13 protein-coding genes are annotated in these 18,128 nt (G+C 54.4%); 2 read left to right on the top strand and 11 right to left on the bottom strand.

What is annotated here, in order from left to right; all coding sequences use genetic code 11:
* Nucleotides 1-3 precede the first annotated feature (3 nt).
* The 8 genes from CQ011_RS05425 to CQ011_RS05390 form a co-directional block, all read right to left on the bottom strand.
* Complete coding sequence (locus tag CQ011_RS05425; protein WP_105675449.1) at nucleotides 4-3,138, bottom strand: type I restriction endonuclease subunit R; 3,135 nt, start codon at nucleotides 3,136-3,138, stop codon at nucleotides 4-6.
* A complete protein-coding gene (locus CQ011_RS05420; RefSeq protein WP_146112569.1) occupies nucleotides 3,125-4,663 on the bottom strand; it encodes a hypothetical protein in 1,539 nt (512 codons plus the stop codon). The genes CQ011_RS05425 and CQ011_RS05420 overlap by 14 nt, the downstream gene beginning before the upstream one ends.
* Nucleotides 4,664-4,860: 197 nt before the next feature.
* A complete protein-coding gene (locus CQ011_RS05415) occupies nucleotides 4,861-6,033 on the bottom strand; it encodes a restriction endonuclease subunit S (RefSeq protein WP_105675445.1) in 1,173 nt (390 codons plus the stop codon).
* A complete protein-coding gene (locus tag CQ011_RS05410) occupies nucleotides 6,023-7,594 on the bottom strand; it encodes a class I SAM-dependent DNA methyltransferase (protein WP_105675444.1) in 1,572 nt (523 codons plus the stop codon). Before CQ011_RS05410 ends, CQ011_RS05415 begins: the two co-directional genes overlap by 11 nt.
* Nucleotides 7,595-7,887: 293 nt before the next feature.
* Entirely contained in the window at nucleotides 7,888-8,082 is a 195-nt protein-coding gene (locus CQ011_RS05405) for a hypothetical protein (RefSeq protein WP_146112567.1), read from the bottom strand.
* A gap of 76 nt (nucleotides 8,083-8,158) precedes the next feature.
* Nucleotides 8,159-9,253, bottom strand: a complete 1,095-nt coding sequence (locus CQ011_RS05400) for a UvrD-helicase domain-containing protein (RefSeq protein WP_105675440.1) — start codon at nucleotides 9,251-9,253, stop codon at nucleotides 8,159-8,161.
* Nucleotides 9,250-10,848, bottom strand: a complete 1,599-nt coding sequence (locus tag CQ011_RS05395) for an ATP-dependent nuclease (protein ID WP_105675438.1) — start codon at nucleotides 10,846-10,848, stop codon at nucleotides 9,250-9,252. The genes CQ011_RS05400 and CQ011_RS05395 overlap by 4 nt, the downstream gene beginning before the upstream one ends.
* Before the next feature lie 466 nt (nucleotides 10,849-11,314).
* A complete protein-coding gene (locus CQ011_RS05390; protein ID WP_105675436.1) occupies nucleotides 11,315-11,980 on the bottom strand; it encodes a DUF6308 family protein in 666 nt (221 codons plus the stop codon).
* Nucleotides 11,981-12,355: 375 nt separating this feature from the next.
* Here CQ011_RS05390 and CQ011_RS05385 point away from each other — a divergent pair, with 375 nt between their 5' ends.
* Entirely contained in the window at nucleotides 12,356-12,970 is a 615-nt protein-coding gene (locus CQ011_RS05385; protein WP_105675434.1) for a recombinase family protein, read from the top strand.
* A 302-nt stretch (nucleotides 12,971-13,272) separates the two neighbouring features.
* Here CQ011_RS05385 and CQ011_RS05380 read toward each other — a convergent pair whose 3' ends face one another.
* The 3 genes from CQ011_RS05380 to CQ011_RS05370 all read right to left on the bottom strand — a co-directional run bounded on the left by CQ011_RS05380 (nucleotide 13,273) and on the right by CQ011_RS05370 (nucleotide 16,411).
* On the bottom strand, nucleotides 13,273-14,373 hold the full coding sequence (locus tag CQ011_RS05380; RefSeq protein WP_105675432.1) for an SHOCT domain-containing protein: 1,101 nt from the start codon (nucleotides 14,371-14,373) through the stop codon (nucleotides 13,273-13,275).
* A gap of 453 nt (nucleotides 14,374-14,826) precedes the next feature.
* The gene (locus CQ011_RS05375; protein WP_105675430.1) at nucleotides 14,827-15,600 is read right to left on the bottom strand and encodes a S1 family peptidase; all 774 of its coding nucleotides are present in this window, start codon (nucleotides 15,598-15,600) and stop codon (nucleotides 14,827-14,829) included.
* A 43-nt stretch (nucleotides 15,601-15,643) separates the two neighbouring features.
* Complete coding sequence (locus tag CQ011_RS05370) at nucleotides 15,644-16,411, bottom strand: transposase family protein (RefSeq protein WP_219844188.1); 768 nt, start codon at nucleotides 16,409-16,411, stop codon at nucleotides 15,644-15,646.
* A gap of 711 nt (nucleotides 16,412-17,122) precedes the next feature.
* On the opposite strand from CQ011_RS05370, the gene CQ011_RS05365 reads away from it, so the two are divergent.
* Nucleotides 17,123-17,545, top strand: coding sequence for a hypothetical protein (locus tag CQ011_RS05365; protein WP_105675426.1), 423 nt, complete (start codon nucleotides 17,123-17,125; stop codon nucleotides 17,543-17,545).
* Nucleotides 17,546-18,128 lie beyond the last annotated feature (583 nt).

The following is an 18,128-nucleotide window of genomic DNA, read 5'->3' as shown; positions in this document are numbered from 1 at the left end:
GACTTAGTTCGATGTCTCTCCCGCGAACAGTTCCGCTTGCTCAAGCACGAGCTCGATTGCCTTGGCTTCAGCGTCGGGCGGATAGTCGTACTTGGCGAGGATGCGGCGGACCTTCGAGCGCATCGTCGCCAAGACAGACTCCTTCAGGTTCCAGTCGATCGTCGCTGACTGCCGCACCGACTTCACCAGATCCTGAGCGATCGCCTTCAACGTCTCATCACCGAGCTCCAGCGCAGCGGAGTCGTTTTGTACCACTGCGTCGTAGAACGCGACCTCATCCTCTCGCAGCCCAAGTTCCGCGTAACGCTGTTGGGCGTCTCGTATCTCCTTGGCAAGCTTGACCAGCTCCGCGATGATCTCCGCCGTCGAGAGGGACCGGTTGGTGTAGCGATTGACTGCCTCGTCGAGCATCTCCGAGAACTTCCGACCTTGGACAACGTTCTTACGCTGTACAGTACGGATCTGGTCGTTCAGCAGCCGCCGCAGTAGACCCATCTGAAGGTTCGGCTTCTCCTTCTGGGCGAGCGAGTCCAGGAACTCATCGCTGAGGAGCGAGATCTCCGGTGTCTCCACTCCGGCTATCTTGTACACGTCCACAACCTGGTCTGCCGTGACGGCCTCATTGAGCAACTGCCCTAGTGCCGTGTCGATCTCCACCGCGCCGGACCCACCACGCCCGGAGTCGGGGCTCTGGATCTTCAGGATTGCCGCCCGCACGTCAGTGAAGAGGCGCACGTCATTTCTGATTGCCGCTGCCTCATCGCGAGCACCCGTCAGAGCGAAGATCTTGGCCAGCGCCAGCACTTGGTCGTTGAACCGCGATTTGCGGTCTGGGTCTGCCATGACGAAGTCGAGCACCATCGCATACTCGGCCAGACGCTGTGACGCCGAGAGGTCAGGCGAAGAGTCGTACTCCACCCCATGCAGCAGCCCACGAACGATGTCGTGCTTTTCCAGCATGACCTGGACCATCTCGCCGATCGGCACACCCGCCTGATCACGATCAGTCGGTGAGTAGTCCGACAGCGCTGTTTGGAGGTTCGCGAACACGCCGATGTAGTCGACGATGAGTCCGCCGGGCTTGTCGCGGAACGTCCTGTTCACACGGGTAATGGCCTGCATAAGTCCTGCGCCCTGCATGGTCTTGTCAACGTACATCGTGTGCATCGACGGGGCATCGAAGCCCGTCAACCACATGTCACGTACGATAACCAGCTCCATCTCGTCATGGGCATTCTTCGCTCGCAGCTTGATATTTTTACGCACGTCCTTGGAATGGATATGCGGCTGGAACTCTGCAGGATCAGCAGCAGACCCCGTCATGACGACCTTCATCTTGCCCTTGGCCGGATCGTCCGAGTGCCAGTCGGGACGCAACGCGACGATCTTTTCGTAGAGACGCACCGCGATTCGACGGCTCATCGTCACGATCATGCCCTTGCCGAACAGTGACTCGCGCCGCTTCTCCCAGTGCTCGACGATGTCTTGAGCCACCAGGTCCAGGCGCGACTCGGCACCGACGATTGCCTCCAGTCGCGACCATCGGGACTTCGCGGACGTGGCAGTATCTTCTTCGACCGTCTCGGTGATCTCCTCGGCCAGCTCGTCGAGCGTCGCGAGATCCGCATCAGACAGGTCGATCTTCGCCAGCCTGGACTCGTAGAAGATCTTGACCGTCGCGCCGTCCTCGACCGCCCTGGTGAGGTCGTAGACGTCCACGTAGTCACCGAACACTGACCGTGTCGACTTGTCGTTCGACTCGATCGGAGTGCCTGTGAATCCAAGGTAAGTCGCACCTGGCAGCGCATCACGCATGTGCTTGGCGAATCCCGCTTTGAGGCGGCCATGCCGGTCGAGGGTCTCGCTGAATCCGTAGTGGCTGCGGTGTGCCTCGTCGGCGATGACGATGACGTTCCGTCGATCGGTGAGCACTGGGTTGCTGTCGCCGTCCTCACCGGGAGCGAACTTCTGCAATGTCGTGAAAACAATTCCGCCAGAGGCCCGCCTCAGCTTTGCTCGTAGATCGGAGCGTGTCGACGCCTGCACCGGAGTCTCCGGCAGGTTACGAGCAGGAGCGAACGTCTCCCCGAATAGCTGGTCGTCGAGGTCGTTCCGGTCAGTGATGAACACTAATGTCGGATTTGCCATGCGCGGGTCGCGCATGATCTTCGCTGCGTAGAACACCATCTCGAAGCTTTTGCCCGAGCCCTGTGTGTGCCATACGACGCCACCACGCCGGTCGCCCGCTGGTCGCGACGCCACCACAGTCGACTCGACAGCGGCGTTAACTGCCCAGTACTGGTGATACTTCGCCACTCGCTTCACGAGCGCCCTAGTCGGCTGACCTGACGACTTCTCGGTGACGGTCTCATCGCTGAACACGATGAAGTTCTTCACCAGGTCTAGGAACCGCTTCGGTTCGAACACGCCCTTGAGCAGCACCTCAAGCGCCGGACGGTTGTTAACAACCTCACGGCCCTCGATCGTCTTCCACGGCGCGTAGTGCTCGAATGCGCCCGAGTAGCTGCTCATTGCTGCAGACGTGCCATCGGAGATAACCGTGACCGCGTTGTGCACGAACACCGAGGGGATGTCATGCCGATAGGTCTGCACCTGGTTCCACGCCGACTTCAATGTCGCGTGCTCGACTGCGGGGTTCTTCAGTTCCAGCAGCGCCAGCGGGAGGCCGTTAACCATCACAAGTATGTCCGGACGACGATTCTTGCCGTTCTCCACGATCGTGAACTGGTTGACTGCGACCCAGTGATTGCTCGCCGGGTTCTCAAAATCCACCAGCCAGAGTCGAGACGTGCGCAGTAGACCGTCCTCGCCACGATGCTCCACAGGAACGCCTTCGGTGACCAGTTTGTACAGACGAGCGTTCTCGTCGATCGTACTCTGCGACTCGGCACGGCGAACTTGCTTCACTGCCGCATCGACGAACCCCGGAGCCACACCCGGATTGATGCGGCGAATGGCGTCACACAGACGCCCCCAGAGCACCACGTCCGCGTACGAATCTCGCTCCGACGAGAGTTCACCAGGAGCGATCTCGGGTCCGTACAGGCGGTGATAGCCGAGCTCAGCTAAGAACTCCAGGGCTGCCTGCTCGACGATGTTCTCATTAAAGTTGCTCAAGATGCTCCTCTGCCGCGCTAACCAGTCGCAGTGACAAACGCAACGCATTCTTGACGAGCTGCGTATCGGTATCCGGCGCATCTGCTTGTGCCGCGGCCCTCGAAACTTCTCTCATCACCAAGGATGTAAAGGTCTCTCTGTTCTGCCAGTCGAGCGGCAGGTCCTTCGCGATTGCCGTCATCCTCTCCTCGATGTGAGATATGAACTCGGCACTGATGTTATCCCGTACGAGTTCCACGGCAGACATCCAGTTGAAGCCGGACGCATCAACGTCTTGAATCACGATCTTTTCAGGCGGTGCGATAAATCGATCCCGAAGCGCGAAGTCGGAAGATTCGATCGCATTTCGCGCGAGCGCCGAGAGCTGGAGTCCCTCGGTCTTAATCTCCTCAGCGAGGCTTGCTCTGTCGAGGACAAATGCGTCGTCAAACCGTGCGCGGATCAGGTTCAGACCAGCGCTGGCATCGAGTTGATTCGCTGTAACCTCGAAAGGAAACCGGGAGTCGGATAGGTCTACGGCACCGCTAGCGCCCGACAGATTGAGTAGGGGGCCCCAGGCCGAGTTCCGCAGTATAAAAGTGCCAAACGATGAGTCAGCGAGAGACAATGAAATCCGCTCATCCCCGGTCCCGAACCTGGAGTGCAATGTCTGAGATCCGACGTGGATCTCTCCCTGAACCTCCGAACCATCTAGTAGCAGATCACCTTGGAACTCCTCGAAACCAAGTACCAAGTCTCCGCTGATGTGCAATTGCTGAGCGGTTAGCGCGCCTCCCAACTTCTCTCCTGTGAGTGAAACGGTACCGGCAACAACCATCGCAGTCATGTTCAGCTCAGACCAAGAAGGAGTCCACTGAATCTCTACGTCACCATCACAAGTCACCTGCAGTAGCTTCATGGGCCCTTCGGTGACGCCGACAGGGAGGCGCAGGTCACCCAAGATTCGTGAGTGGCTCAGATCCAGCGCGCTGAGCCCAGAGACGCCGGAAAAGTCCGCGTCGCCGAGAACGACCCCTTGGAAATCACCAGAGCGAATATTCCACCCGGGATTCTGGGAAGATAGTCGTCGTAGCAGTTCCGCAGTGATCAGTCGAACTTCCTCCCGAACCCCGCGTGCACTCGACGCCGCAGGATCGTCAAAATCAGTTTTCTCATGGAGTCCACGAAGATGCGAAACTAGGACATCAAAGCAGCGTTGCGTGCCGTTCTTCCATTCATCACCGAGGACAAGCACCAGATGTGAGCCAGCGATCCTTGAGATTGAATGATCATCGGCCAGCAGGCTAACAGCCTTGAAGAATCGATCGATCAGGGCCGATTCATGGTCGGTTTGATGCTTCTGTGCAGCTCTTTCCCCTTCACCCGCATCGAGTTTGCCGCGCGCCTCTGCTAAAAGGTGCGCACGGAGCCTTAAAACAGCGTAGGCCGCAGTGAGCGCACCCGCGATCAAGGTTGCTGCTACAAGAACTGGATTCGCCACATTCGCCGTGGCGGGGAGAGAAAAATCTTTAGCATTAAAGGCCACTAGGAGAAGCAAAGAATAGAGGCCGACGAGCCCGAATATTACCGCAAGTACCAGTGGCAACAGCGGTGCACGGAGTAGCCACGGTTCGTTCTCTTGCGAAATCTTCGCCTTACTCGCGATTCGAGCTACAGCAGCGATCAGCAACGCACATAGGACGGTGCAAATGGCCGCTGTTAGGAGCGTAGTCGGCCACTCGATCATGCGGTGTGCTCCTCGACAGGCACGTGGATTCGGCCTGTGAGCAACTCGGGAAGGAGTGTGTCGCGGAGAGCCGTAAGGCGTTGTGCTTCCATTTCGAGCTGCGAAGCCTTGGCGTGAAGCGGCTCCAGACTCCGATCTAGCTGAGCGATTGCATCAGGGTGAGGAACATTGAGTGGTAGCTCCTTGAAACTGCCGCGACTGATTTCAAGGAACGTGCTGCCATTGGCGTTGTAGATGAATTCCTCGACTCTTGACCGCATCTCTTCGAACAGAAACCATCGGTCATCTTCCCGTCTTGGGCGCACGGCGATGAAGCCCTGGTTCGTAGCCGCAGGAATTTGGTTGATCGCGAAGGCGCCGATGGTTGCACGCGAGGTCATGAATATCGTTCCTGCGGGGTGCATGAGAGTTGTGCAGCTTTGCAGCCCAGCCTCAGTAATTGTTCGAGAGGTCGCGAACAAATAGGGTGATTCCAGCCCAGTGACGTCTGTAGGTGTTGTCCACGCGAGCTCGCCGCCCCAGTAATTGGGAACACTTGTCTTTGGGGTCGATCCACCAAAGACCTCTGTGTACGCCCCGAAGGTCGTTGTCTCCTTAACTGGGGCTTCTTTTCTCCAGCTTTGAAACACCGACGCAGCAATGCGCTGCGCGTAATCGATGGCTCTTCGGTTCGACTCGATCTTGTCGTCGAGCGCACCGAGCGTCGCGGCAATAGCGCGCTGCTCCGGTCTAGGTGGCACAGGGAAATATTGGTGACCGAAAGCATCCCGTGTCAGCGACGGATTCGAGGTGCCGTGTTTGAGATGGTTTAGCCCCACATATTTGACGAGATAATAAGCGAACCTCAGGTCCACATCTTCTGAAGGGACAAGCGAGTACGCCGTGTCGATGACCCAGAAGTCCTTGTCACTCCAGTGGACACCAAGGTGTCCGGCTCCCTTTCGCCCGACGATAACGCCAGGCCCGGTGAACAACCGCTCATCATGAGTGCCCGTTTGTCCATTTGTGCCGTAAACAGGTACATCACCGGCCCGACGAACCGAAGCAACCAGTGCCTTCCCATATCGAAGTTCAAAAATTTCGCTTGAACGTCTGATCGGCCAGTCGTTACGTAGTGCACCATCAAGACCGCGGGCAATATCCCCGCCAGTGAGAGAGCTAGCCGACATAAATAGCTCCCAGTCGCTCCCTAACCAGGTCTTCCAGTTCGTGGCCGTGCTCGAACTCCGCAAACAGCTCCTTAGTGAGACGTTCAATCTTCTCGCCGATCGGCTCGTCATCGACCTCCGCCGCCTTGGCCCCGACATACCGGCCGGGCGTGAGCACGAAATCGTGCTTCTCGATCAAATCGAAATTCGCTGACTTCGCGAAGCCAGGCACGTCCTCGTAGCCGCCGTCGTGGTTTCGCCAGGCGTGGTACGTGCCTGCGATTTTCTCGATGTCGTCATTGGCCAATACTCGCAGGCGCCGAGTCTCCATACTGCCGAGCTTTCGGGCATCGATGAACAGCACTTCGTCACGACGTTCGCGGTGCCCGTTGCCATCGCGACCCTTTGACACGAACCAGAGCGAGACCGGAATGCCGGTGTTGAAAAACAGTTTGTCAGGCATCGCTACGATACAATCCACGAGACCGGCCTCGACAAGCTTGCGGCGGATCTCGCCCTCACCACCGCTCTTAGACGAGAGGGATCCGTTAGCTAGGACGAAACCTGCGGTTCCATTGGGGGCGAGATGATAAATGAAGTGCTGCACCCACGCGAAGTTCGCGTTTCCCTGCGGCGGGGTGCCGTACTGCCACCGTGGGTCATCCGCAAGCTTCGGATCCCACCAGTCAGAGATGTTAAACGGCGGGTTTGCAATCACGTAGTCAGCGCGTAGGTCAGGGTGGAGATCCTCGCCAAACGAGTCAGCCGAGTGGCTCCCCATGTCTGCTTCAATGCCCCGCAGCGCGAGGTTCATCTTCGCCAGCTTCCACGTCGTGTCAGTGAACTCCTGACCGTAAACAGAGATGTCGGTGCGTTTGCCGCCGTGTGCCTTCACGAACTCGGCCGACTGCACGAACATGCCACCTGACCCCGCAGCAGGGTCGTATACGCGTCCCCTGTAAGGCTCTAGCATCTCGACCAAGGTCTTCACCACCGAGCGGGGTGTGTAGAAGGCACCGGCATCCTTGCCAGTCTCCTTGCCGGCGAATTGTCCGAGAAAGTACTCGTAGACACGGCCGAGCACGTCATCTGCGCCGTGGTCGTCCATCTCAGTGAAGCCGATCGAGCCGATGAGGTCGACCAGCTCGCCGAGGCGACGCTTGTCCAGACCTTCGCGACCGTAGTTGCGAGGCAGGACGCCGCGCAGAGACGGGTTCTCCTTCTCGATGAGGTCCATCGCATTGTCGATAATCTCGCCGATCTGCGGATGCTTCGCAGAGTCCTGGATCATGCCCCACCGCGCCTTCTCAGGTACCCAGAAAACGTTGTGGCTGGTGTACTCATCTCTCTCTTCGAGGAACGAATTGATGCGTTCTGACTTGATTCCGTCAGCGGCGAGCTCCACTTTGAGTTGTTCGCGTCGCTCCTCGAATCGATCCGAAACGTATTTGAGGAAAACCAGGCCCAGGACCACATGTTTGTACTCGCTGGGCTCTTGGTTGCCACGCAGCTTGTCGGCGGTCTCCCACAGAGTCTGTTCGAGGGTCTTCGCCGGTTTCAGCTTCGTAGCCGGTTTTGCCATCTGATGTATCTCCTTTGCGCGAGAAACGCGCTCCACCTGATATTTTTCTGAGTACTTCTGATGATACCGGCGATAACTAACACTTCCTGATTCATCGGTTCGCACGCGACACAGTGTGTAGCCGGGAACACCTGTGCCTGCGAGTAGCCCGAGCTGCAAGGTGAAAGTTCGTGAAGGCTATTCGTGCCACCTATCCGGTCTCGGTCTTGGGGTCGGCACAGAGGTTGGCGCTAGGTGCTGGATTGCGATCGTTTAGACCTGGTATTTCTATAGCGATCTCCGCCCGACAACTATCAGCCCTGGGTAGTGATCCAGTGTTGCGCTGCGACCCCTGCGGTGTGCCGGTACAAGGAGGCTGAGGTCATGTCCATGTCCCGAGCCACCTTGGTGGCCGGATGATGTTGGGCGGCATCGATCAGGCGTCCGGCATTATCATCGATCGGGCTGTTGGCGAACCGTTCCCACCGCCCGCCCAAATCCTCGCCCACTGCCCGACGTTTGGAAACTGAATTGGTGATCCGTTCCCGATTGATTTCCAGCTCTATCTGCACCAGCGGCGAAGAGTCAAGCTCCTAACGTCGACCATCTTGGGGCCTGTTGCGTCCAAGCGGTGAAGTTGGGAAGTTGTTCGTCGCTGATGAATGCGACGCTGTGCTTTGCACGCGTGACACCGACGTAGAGAGAGCAGGCGGCGCCGCCCTCAAGTTGGGTGCCCTCAGAGAGAAATTTATGTGCCTTTTCGGTTGGGTAAATCAACACATGGTCAACGGTGCGGCCTTTGGTAACACCGAAGTTGAGAAAAGGAAGGTCTAGGTGCTTGGCAACTGACTTGCTGTGACGGAGGCACAGAGCTCCGAGGCTCTGAGCATATGCGATGGCTTCGGATTCTCGGACGGTGAAGAGGCCTGTGTGCGGGTGCGTCTCTGTCGATGCCGAGACCGTCGGTGCATAGCCGAGAGACGGATCAAAAATGGAGTCTGAGAATGTCGCGATGACCTGATTCGAGCGGTATGTAGTTGGTTTCTGTGTGATCTCGAGGAGGCCTTTCTTTTCCATCAGCTGAAACCATGCGAAGATCTTCTCTTTGCGGTACTGCCGGTTCTTCGGGTCTCGAATATTGGTAGAGAGCAAGGCCTGCCGCATATCGCCGACCATCGTGATCCTAAGTCTTGACTGCAATAGAGCTTGAACAACTTCAAGGTCCCATCCGCCGAGATCTTGTACCTCGTCGATGTATATCTCGTCGTAGATGTGCTCTAAGCGGTCGATTGCGCTGTCATTGCTCGAGACCATGACGTCATGAGCGAGCTTGGCGAGATGGAGCTTGTAAGCAAGACTATCTTTGTCGAGGAACCGCTCCGCGTCTTTCGCGTACCGGCCTGGATCGCCATCAAAGTTGAGACCGGCCAAACGGCGTCCCTCATAGAGGAGGGGAAGATACGGGCGGACGAGGTGCTGTAAGAGGAAAGCGAACCAACCCATCACCTCGACGCGATGACCGTGGACGCCCGTAGCTCGAATCCGAGTGGCGAGCTCGTCCTGGCTTGCTGTGGTGTATCCGAGCACAAGGATACGGTGGTCTTCCGAGCATGACCCGCATTCGTCGACGATCGACTGAGTCTTGCGTCCGCCGGCTACGGCCAAAATGGAACGGTTCATGCGAAGTGCTCGATTGCCTGCTGTATGTATGGAGGCATGACCACGGTTTCCTGCGACTGGAGGATCCGCAGGGCGCCTTCGGTCTTGTGATTGGGCATCCACGTCTCGGGATTGTCCTGAGCGCGCAAGCCCAGTATCTTCCGCATTTTTTCGACACCGTTGACCTGGATCAGCTGAGGTTCAAGGGTCTTACCGAGTGTCGAAACCCCGACATAAATCTGCCGGATTTCTGAGGTGTACTCGCTGAGCTCTCCAATGATCTCGGCAGCTGGAGTGCCATCGTTGTCTTGGAGAGCGACGACATCGCGGTCGAGGCGAGCACACAGTTCAAGTGCTCGCTTGAAGGTAATTCCGTTCATCGAGATGACGTCGATGCCATCGGATTCGGGGTACTTCCGATATTTGTCGAAGTAGCCTCGTTTGAAGATCATCTCGTCGGATGGTCCTTCAACGAGGACAAGCCGGCTTGCCAGAACAAGACGTAGGGTGTCGTACCCCGAGAGATGCTTAAAATAACTAACAGTCCCATCGCCTAAATCGGTGAGGCGACTGGTGGCGTCACCATGCAGGCAGATCAGTTTGTTGAGGCCGAGGCGGTTGAGAACGAAGGAACTATGGGTCGTGATGAACAATTGTTGGCTCTCGCCTGCGAGAACCTCAACCCGGTTGAGTAGTTTCTGGAGACGGCTATAGGCCAGGTTGGTCTCAGGTTCCTCGATCAGCACGGTGCGGGCAGACTCGGCTCGGCGTTTCATGGCTAGGGCCACCTTGATCGACGCTTGCTGGCCCTGGCCAGCCATAACGAAAGGAACTTCGCCTACTTGGGGTACGACGCCGGACTCCCATGAAGCGCGAGCGGACTGATCCATGGTTAAGCCGATTGGAGCATCGTGAAGAGCTTCTGACCCCTCTCGTATCTTGTCGTTGAGGCTGTTGAGTACAGACGTTGTCATCTCGTACCGTGATTTGCGATGGGCTACCGAGATCGCAGCTCGTTCCTTCGGTTCAAGGAATGAACTGAGGATCTCCCGAGTGTGGTAGTCGACTCCGGACTTCGAACGGATCGTACGTGAATCGATCACTGAAAGCCCCAGTGCCGTCGGCCGGCGTCGTAGCGGTATGTCGTTGAAGTCTTTCCAGGTTGCTTCGAAGTACTCAGTCGGCAAAACGTTGGGACGGTTAGGGTCTGCCATGTAGGCAGCAAACTCCTCGTCGTAGTCAGGATTGCGGACAACCTCGAGCTTGGTCCCGGGACAATCGTTCCGCAAGGAATTGTGGATCCCGCGCATCCGCTGAACGTCAGGGTCATTAGAGTCTAAATAGAGCTCGATGCTGATGGACGGTGTTGGGGTTTTGGGGTTTTGTGCGTATGCAGCGAAGTAGTCGCGCACATCTCTTGCATTGAACCAGTAGGGGTTGAGTTCATCGTTTGCCCAACGGCCGTCGATCCGTCCGCTGAGAGCTAGGGCGATTGCCTCAAGTAGGGTCGACTTGCCGGCCTCGTTGTCGCCGATGATGATATTCATCGTGGGATCGGGATCGACGGAGAAGTGACGGAATTTACGGTATCCGTGGATAACAACCTTGGTGATCATAGTGACTCCACGATCTCACAGATGAAAAACCCTGTCAGATTGTGACAAGTGAGTTTATGCAAAAAAACCTGGCAGACTCGAGCAAACTTCTCGGGGCTCAAGCAACGTTGTACGACGTATAAGTAAGGTAGACGGTCCCAGCGGCTGGGGAAATTCGTACGGAAATTCTCGCTAACGACCTGTCCGCGCTTGGTGCCCGTATGAACGGCAGCTCTTGCGGATCTATCCGGTGATGTGGCTGGCGCTATTGAGGGCGTGGTGAACGGTTGAACGTGCCACCGAGAAGAGTTCGTCGAGTTCACCCGTCATGTGTCCCAGCTTAGTGCGGCGTGCCAGATTCCATATGTCTGTTTGGGGTATACCCCAGACTAACGTCAGATACAGCTTGTCTTCGGAGTCATAGCTGGGTCCTTTTCTGATTCGTTGACGAATGAGATTGAAGATCTCGAAGCCTAGTCTGACACTATCAACAGATGGTTCTGGCAGCCGTTTCTTGAATGGGCTGATCGCTCAGGTTCTGTGTCGGTAAGGGTGTCCATATCAAAATATCTGCCAACCGAAGGAGCGAAAGCGGGCGTTCGTCGGGCGTCATTTTTGTCGCGGCAAGGTCACTCAGCCAGTCGGAATTCTTCCGAATATCCTCCCAGAGCGCTTTGCGGGCCTGCTGTGGATTCTTTGTCCCATAGAATTCGTGCACTCTCGAGTCTAGCAGCGGGACTATGTGCGGTCGGCGTCGGTGCAAGACCTTGGACACGGTTATGGCGGTCCACCATTTGACTTCTATGGCGGCCGTATTGGCCGCGGCGAGGCTTTCGACTGCCTGTTCGAGTGCTGGTAGCTCATCGTATGACTCGAAGGGGGCGGCGTCGCGCAGGTCGGTTAAAGCGTTGTCGAGTGACTTTCGGAGAAGCTGGGGTGGTCCGTCATCATCCATGAATAGCGGAATGACCTCTCGGGCGCTGAGCTTAAGGCTTAGGAGATTAGCCATGAGTACGTCGGTCGGCGTAAGGGGGAGGTCCAACTCACCTTGGCGGTCGTAGGTATTGAAGGCGTATCCCAAGGTCGTGGACGTATACCGCTCCACCTTTTCTTGGGCTACTCCCTTTAAGGAAGCCAAACTGTTTGAGGCCATGGCATTTCCCTCTCGTCCATCCTTCTCGCGAAAGAATAATACATATAAATGGAGTACACCGCAGATTTCTGTTCTACGTTACCCCGGGTTACAGCGCGACCAAGGTCTGTCAAAAACCAGCTTCACCACCATGCAGCGTGGTCCACAATCGTATTTATTGCCGTTGATCCTCGTGTGCGAAGCGGACCCGCGTTGCCGAGCCTGCAATCCGTTATTTTCCAATATTTCTAAGTAGGTTGTTATATATCTAGAATTCGGTCCCTTTGTATAACTTAGAATAAGTAACGGAATAAGTGACAGTTTGTGATCGTGGTATGTTTTCTTGCGATTTTAGTGTCACGTAAACGACCGTATAAATGACAAGAGGGTAAATCTATGCTGATCGGCTACATGCGAGTTTCGAAGGCGGACGGATCGCAAAGTACGGATCTGCAACGGGACGCTCTTCTAAGTGCCGGAGTTGAAGAGCAGAATCTTTACGAGGATCAGGCCTCAGGACGTAAAGACGATCGACCTCAACTCGCTGCCTGTTTAAAAGGTATGCGTTCTGGTGACACGTTATTGGTGTGGAAGCTCGATCGTCTGGGCCGAGACCTGCGGCATTTGGTGAACTCGGTGCATGATCTGACCGAGCGGGGGATCGGGCTCAAAGTGCTCACTGGTGAAGGCGCTGCGATTGATACCACGACCGCTTCGGGAAAACTGGTCTTCGGCATCTTTGCCGCCCTGGCCGAGTTTGAGCGCGAGCTCATCTCGGAACGCACGAAGGCCGGTTTGGCTTCGGCCCGCGCTCGAGGTCATAAAGGTGGCCGGCCGTACAAGATGACTCCTGCCAAGGTCCGGTTAGCTATGGCTGCCATGGGGCACAAAGAAACGAAGGTAGGGGTGCTCTGTGAAGAACTGGGAATCACTCGGCAAACTCTTTACCGTCATGTTTCCCCCACCGGTGAATTGAGAGCAGACGGGCAGAAGCTAATGAAGCCGACTTAGAATGTGTAGGGGGTTGCCCGCAAATAGCGGACACATTTTCCGTCATCTAATATCTTGAGTGCTTACCTCTTCGCGCTAAGAATTAGTCTTCTTCCGAGCTTTGATGTTCTGCTCAAACTCCAACGCCGGCTATCAAGTCGCTTACCAAAAATTGGTAGAGAGCTTGAAAAGCTTCGTAATCGTGGCAGGAACATCGCTGTTGAGTTCGAGCAGAAGCGCAAAGACGTGTTGGACCGAATGCAGCCACCTAAAACAATAAATCAGGGTCAACAGCAATGGGTTTTTCACTATGATGCTTTTGTTTAACCGAGGAGCTTTTCTTTGGCTACACTAAATTCTTGATCAGTTAGGATACCTTCAGAATGCAAGTCTTTGAGCTCTCGCAACCTTGTTCCCAATGAAGGTTCTTGGGTTACCGGCACGGGTGCGGGCATATGCACAATGACTTTCTTGGATTCTGCGATGCGCCGACGTAGCTCATTGATTTCGGGCAACGCTTTGTTGTAATCCGACTTATCCAAGGGCAGGGTGTTACTCAACGTGAAAGGATTGTTAGCGTCGGCGTTGAAGGAGCTAGTAGACCCCTTCCAATAGTCTTTATTTGCGCTTCCTGAGTAGCTTGGTGTCAGGATTTCCAGTACGCCCATCATCAAACCCGAGTTGTACTCAATACCGGTGATGTCAGAGTAATAGATGGTTGCCGAACGCTCACCACCAAAAGAACCTGCTCCAAAACTATTCCAGGCACCAGTCTTGATGACCACCAACCTGTCATCAAAAGCAGCAATCAACCCGGCAGTGAACGATACAAGAACCATCCAAGGGCGTTCTCCGTTGTGCCCCATCCTCAGTATCGCGTTGGTAGCCTTCTTTCGAGGTTTCCCGAGCGGCAGTAGAATGCCTGCCCATAGATCATCCGGTAAATCCCGGGCGGTCAAATAATGGGTCCCTGCCACTACCGGGGTACCTACTTTAGGCGAATCAGGTGCTTGCGGATATGGGTCACCGGGCACGATATTTGTCTGCATAAAAGTGTTGTCCTGCGCTCGGGCAATGGGATCAACAATACTCAGGAATAGGTCTCTATCTTCGGTGGACCCTTTGAAGGCATTGAATGACCATTTGAGCACAGTTCCGGAAAGCAACTTGGTGACTAACTTGCTGTCAGATTTTTTGATCAGAAAGTCTTCCGGATCAAATTCAGAGTATCCCAGTTTTGAGGTTGCTTCTCCTCCTGCATCAATTTCGATGATCTTTACACTCGTAAGAACGATGAGCTCTGAGAAAAATTTTGTGCCCCCTTTGACAATGGCCCTGACTTCTTCACCGTCCGATAAATATGGGTGTACCGTGACAAGCACTTTGGCGACATGCTTGTCTTTGATGCCGTGGCCAATCTGCATGTTTCTCCTGGTTTTTGTTGCTGTTCTTATTAAAGGTACAAGTGAAATATACAGGCGAAATCCTTACTGCTAGAAGCAGTGGAAGAGTTTCTGGGCAACAGGCAGTTCTGGCTGGCTTCGGAGATGGCTATGTCTAACCGGCTTCGCTCTAAATAACCCGTTACGGAAGTGTTTCGCAACCAAAGCTGCTACTCCGAATTCACGTGACCAGTTGCAATACATGGTTGGAAGAACTTCAGGATGTTGAACATTCGAGATTTTCAACCTGAGCGAGTGAGAAGGGTGAGAGGTCTTGCAACGCATAGGTTGCAAGACCTTACTTGTCGATGTCGGAGCACGTCAGCAAAACAGAAATGCGCGGGGAACTATTACTACTTGGAAAATGTCGACACGAATGCGGCATCGAATACTGCCTGTAGATTTTTGCGAAACTGCGCGGATCTTAATGGTGGACTATACAAATAGCACGCCAGGACGTTTGTGGACAATGGTGCGAGCTATCTCGAATGCGTCAATGACATACCCAAGATCCGAATCGTCGTTAACCCGGCCGCAATACAGACCCAAGAATTTAGGAGAAGGGAAATGAACCTCATTGCTTGCTCCTTTGCGAAGTGCGGAAGCATTTGGGTAATAGTAAACCGGAGAACCTGACAAGCCGGGTCTTGTCCTGCTATCGATCAAAAACCGAGGCTGCTCATTGATTAAAATTCCTGGTGGCGAAGCAACAATTCCTGAAAACATTATGGGGAGTCCATCTAATCCCGCGCTGAGTCCGAACGGAAAGCCAATTACTACGATCGGATCACCTGAAGTTACCACGTAGCCTGGATCATCATCGGGGCTCGGCAATAGATCCACATCAACAAATGTATTGCTGGGAACCTGGATAGCCACTAGATCCAAAGCATGTGCGAGTGGTGGATGCTCGATCCAGAGCTCTGATTTGTCTTCTGAGAAAAGTTCAATGACTAAATTTCTTGAACTAAGATCATCTTCAACCCAAGTAATTTTTGCTTTGGTAGGCTGACGCCTACCTAGATCAGTGTATTCATTAGTACCAGGCTTTCGGCCAATGAGCACATGCCTGTTGGTTACTAACCACGTCGCGTCTAGATTGGTGACTGTAAATCCAGTGCCAGTTTCTATCTCCTCCTCATCGGCAGACAAAGTGGTGATCTTGATCGACTGGGTCAAGATATGAGGAAGTAAAATCTTATTAGACATACGAGTATTATCTCATTGAATGTGAAAATCTAGTGAGGTCTATTCAATACCTCGTTCCCAGGACGTTGTCCCGGAAGAATTCGAGCCGTGAAACAATCCGAATCACCACCGGCAACTCATGGAACACACCTCGGTAAATCTCGGAGAGAATTTTCCAGTTCTTCAGATGCGAATTGCCGCGTTCTACTGACGCACGATACTTGGATAGCTGCTTGTTGAACACCTTGTCATGCTCAATCAACTCACCAGCTCCAGGGCGATGACCTTTCTTGTAAGGGATCATCGCGCCGGTTCCTTGATATCCCAGATCAGCTAGATACGGTGACCCGGCAAGCAATTTCTCAACTCCGGTGGAGCTGAGAGCATTCCTATCATGAATACGCCCAGGTACTGGCTCACTCACATGCAAGGCTCTGCCTCCCAGCGTGGTGATGACCTGGACAGAAACGCAATGACGCTTTTTCTTCCCGGAATAATGCGTCCTGATAGCAGGCTTATGTTTACGAACGGGCACGTCAGTACCATCCACGATCAACGATTCACCTTTAGCTAAGGCCGCGTGGATCTCGGGTGCTTCAAAGGACAACGCTTGGCTGATCAGTGGCATGAAGCGCCGATAGATCCGTGAGACAGTCGGTTGACTGACACCGTACTTCGCTGCAGCGTAAGCTTGGCGGAGATTGAACCGTAGGATCTCTAAGACGAGGCGAAGCTGTTCATGCAGACTCAGCGCCACGGGACGTCCACCGGCGGTTTCTGGGGTTCGGGGCCTGCCATCGAGGATCTGGGCGATCCTGTCTTGTAGTTCCATGAATTTGGGTAGGGGCAGTCCAGTTATATACTTGTAGTCCATCGGCTTGTTCGGTTTTGGGTTGTTTAGACGCTTCCATTATTAACCGTTCAAGCCGATTTTTCTATGTTTATTGTGGTCAAGTGGTGAATGTCATTAACTTGAGTTATGAATTAACCTCAGTGTTCAGGTCCTTGTATCTGATATTTTGTCGATGACAATCAATACTTATTATTCGTCATGCGAACTTATTTGTCCTGGAAAATAAGTAGTTTTAAGTTGTTACTCGGAGTTGAATCGCTAAGGCAGGCTCCGCTGCCTAGAGATGTAAGACCTTTCGGACTGCTGATCGCTTCTGATTACGGATTTCTATAGATTCCCAGATCGTCTGTCTGGAAGAAACGGGCGTCCGCTGGCGCGGCCGACTGTTGACCGGAATGCGTCCGGTTTTTTCATTTTTTGCTGCTGTCCTTCGGAGTGTACGGGCCACCTCCAAACCCACAAGCCACTTGCTGCGCTTCGGGCGTGCTCCACCAAAAATTCTTGGACCGCGCTCCTTCGTCGCTTCTTCCGACCCAGGATTTTATTGCTTTCACACCCCTAGCGGGTTGATGGGTTTTCCGGCTGACCCCGCTTCATTTCATTTCGTCAGCAGGCAAAAAACAACTGAGGGAGTCGTTGAGCAGGTGGTTAGTTCTCTGTCCCTCTCGCCCAAGGCGAAAGGAACCAAAGATGCAGAGGAAAACCAAAGACACCCAGGAAGCTGTCACCGTCCCAGCCACGCCTCAGCGCGACGTCTACGGTGAAGGGTATGACTGGATGGAAAGCCTCACCGGAACCGATTGGCACGAACTAGCTTTGTGGGGCCGAGTCGGGTGGGACCTTGGATCCTGGCCATACATCATCTTCGCCGTCGCACAGGCCGAAGACGAGCAAGGAAAATTGTTTGGGTACTGCACCTACGTCGAGGGGGACGTAACCGCATGCTGGTATCGCACGCGTGACGCGCGAAGCTTGGCGATCAGTAAAGAGGCGTACTGGTATTGGGCTAGCGGGCAAGCCGACGGGCCCGAGGAACTGCAGGGATTGAACCCTCAGGAGTTCCAACCCATCGAAGGACTGTGCGAACCGTTTGATCCCAGCTGGGCTAAATAAGATTCAGGTGCCCTTCGTGCTTCCTTAGGAAGCGCGAAGGGCACCTTTGCGTCTGGCCGCAGTACCGTTGCCGCGCTACGCGTTTCAATTTGATTTTGGATCTTTCAAAAACGAAGCCGACAATCCAAGGCATGCTCGCCAAAGAAGCTGATGAAGAAATCAGCTGCCCGCAGTCGGCTGTGAATGCATGACTAAAAATTCCTGATGGTTAGCCGTTGTTTACTTTTCTTTCGGTTCTTTCGGGGCCCCGGCGGAGCCTGTTGGAGCAGAGTGCGATGATGACGTCATCAGAATCTGCCGGTTGTTTATTGATAACTTGGCGTCCCTATTTCCCAACTGTGGGTGCCCACCGCAGCCTTTTGTAGATTTCGCACAAATTAATTCACGTATATTCGACTGCACACGATCATTACTATTCGAAGAAGAAAGATGCACTTTATACACGTCTTAAAATTCCATTCCGGTGTTCGAAACTGGTAACCATGGCTGTACAGTTGTTGTTCTAGTTTCGCATCGTCCGTTGCGAACTGACATAGTCTGAATAGACGATTTCTGGAATCGTGTGGAAGTTGGTCATTGGGTG

This window comes from Arthrobacter sp. MYb213 (assembly GCF_002979915.1).
In the GTDB taxonomy this organism is placed as follows: domain Bacteria; phylum Actinomycetota; class Actinomycetes; order Actinomycetales; family Micrococcaceae; genus Glutamicibacter.
The sequence above is the reverse complement of the archived record's forward strand: the minus strand, read 5'-3'. Positions and strand labels throughout refer to the sequence as shown.

Bases quoted from the DNA above. Each gene is read 5' to 3' on its own strand.
- CQ011_RS05415 (WP_105675445.1), bottom strand. From the start codon at position 6,033: ATGTCGGCTAGCTCTCTCACTGGCGGGGATATTGCCCGCGGTCTTGAT.
- CQ011_RS05410 (WP_105675444.1), bottom strand. From the start codon at position 7,594: ATGGCAAAACCGGCTACGAAGCTGAAACCGGCGAAGACCCTCGAACAG.
- CQ011_RS05400 (WP_105675440.1), bottom strand. From the start codon at position 9,253: ATGAACCGTTCCATTTTGGCCGTAGCCGGCGGACGCAAGACTCAGTCG.
- CQ011_RS05395 (WP_105675438.1), bottom strand. From the start codon at position 10,848: ATGATCACCAAGGTTGTTATCCACGGATACCGTAAATTCCGTCACTTC.
- CQ011_RS05390 (WP_105675436.1), bottom strand. From the start codon at position 11,980: ATGGCCTCAAACAGTTTGGCTTCCTTAAAGGGAGTAGCCCAAGAAAAG.
- CQ011_RS05385 (WP_105675434.1), top strand. From the start codon at position 12,356: ATGCTGATCGGCTACATGCGAGTTTCGAAGGCGGACGGATCGCAAAGT.
- CQ011_RS05380 (WP_105675432.1), bottom strand. From the start codon at position 14,373: ATGCAGATTGGCCACGGCATCAAAGACAAGCATGTCGCCAAAGTGCTT.
- CQ011_RS05375 (WP_105675430.1), bottom strand. From the start codon at position 15,600: ATGTCTAATAAGATTTTACTTCCTCATATCTTGACCCAGTCGATCAAG.
- CQ011_RS05370 (WP_219844188.1), bottom strand. From the start codon at position 16,411: ATGGAACTACAAGACAGGATCGCCCAGATCCTCGATGGCAGGCCCCGA.
- CQ011_RS05365 (WP_105675426.1), top strand. From the start codon at position 17,123: ATGCAGAGGAAAACCAAAGACACCCAGGAAGCTGTCACCGTCCCAGCC.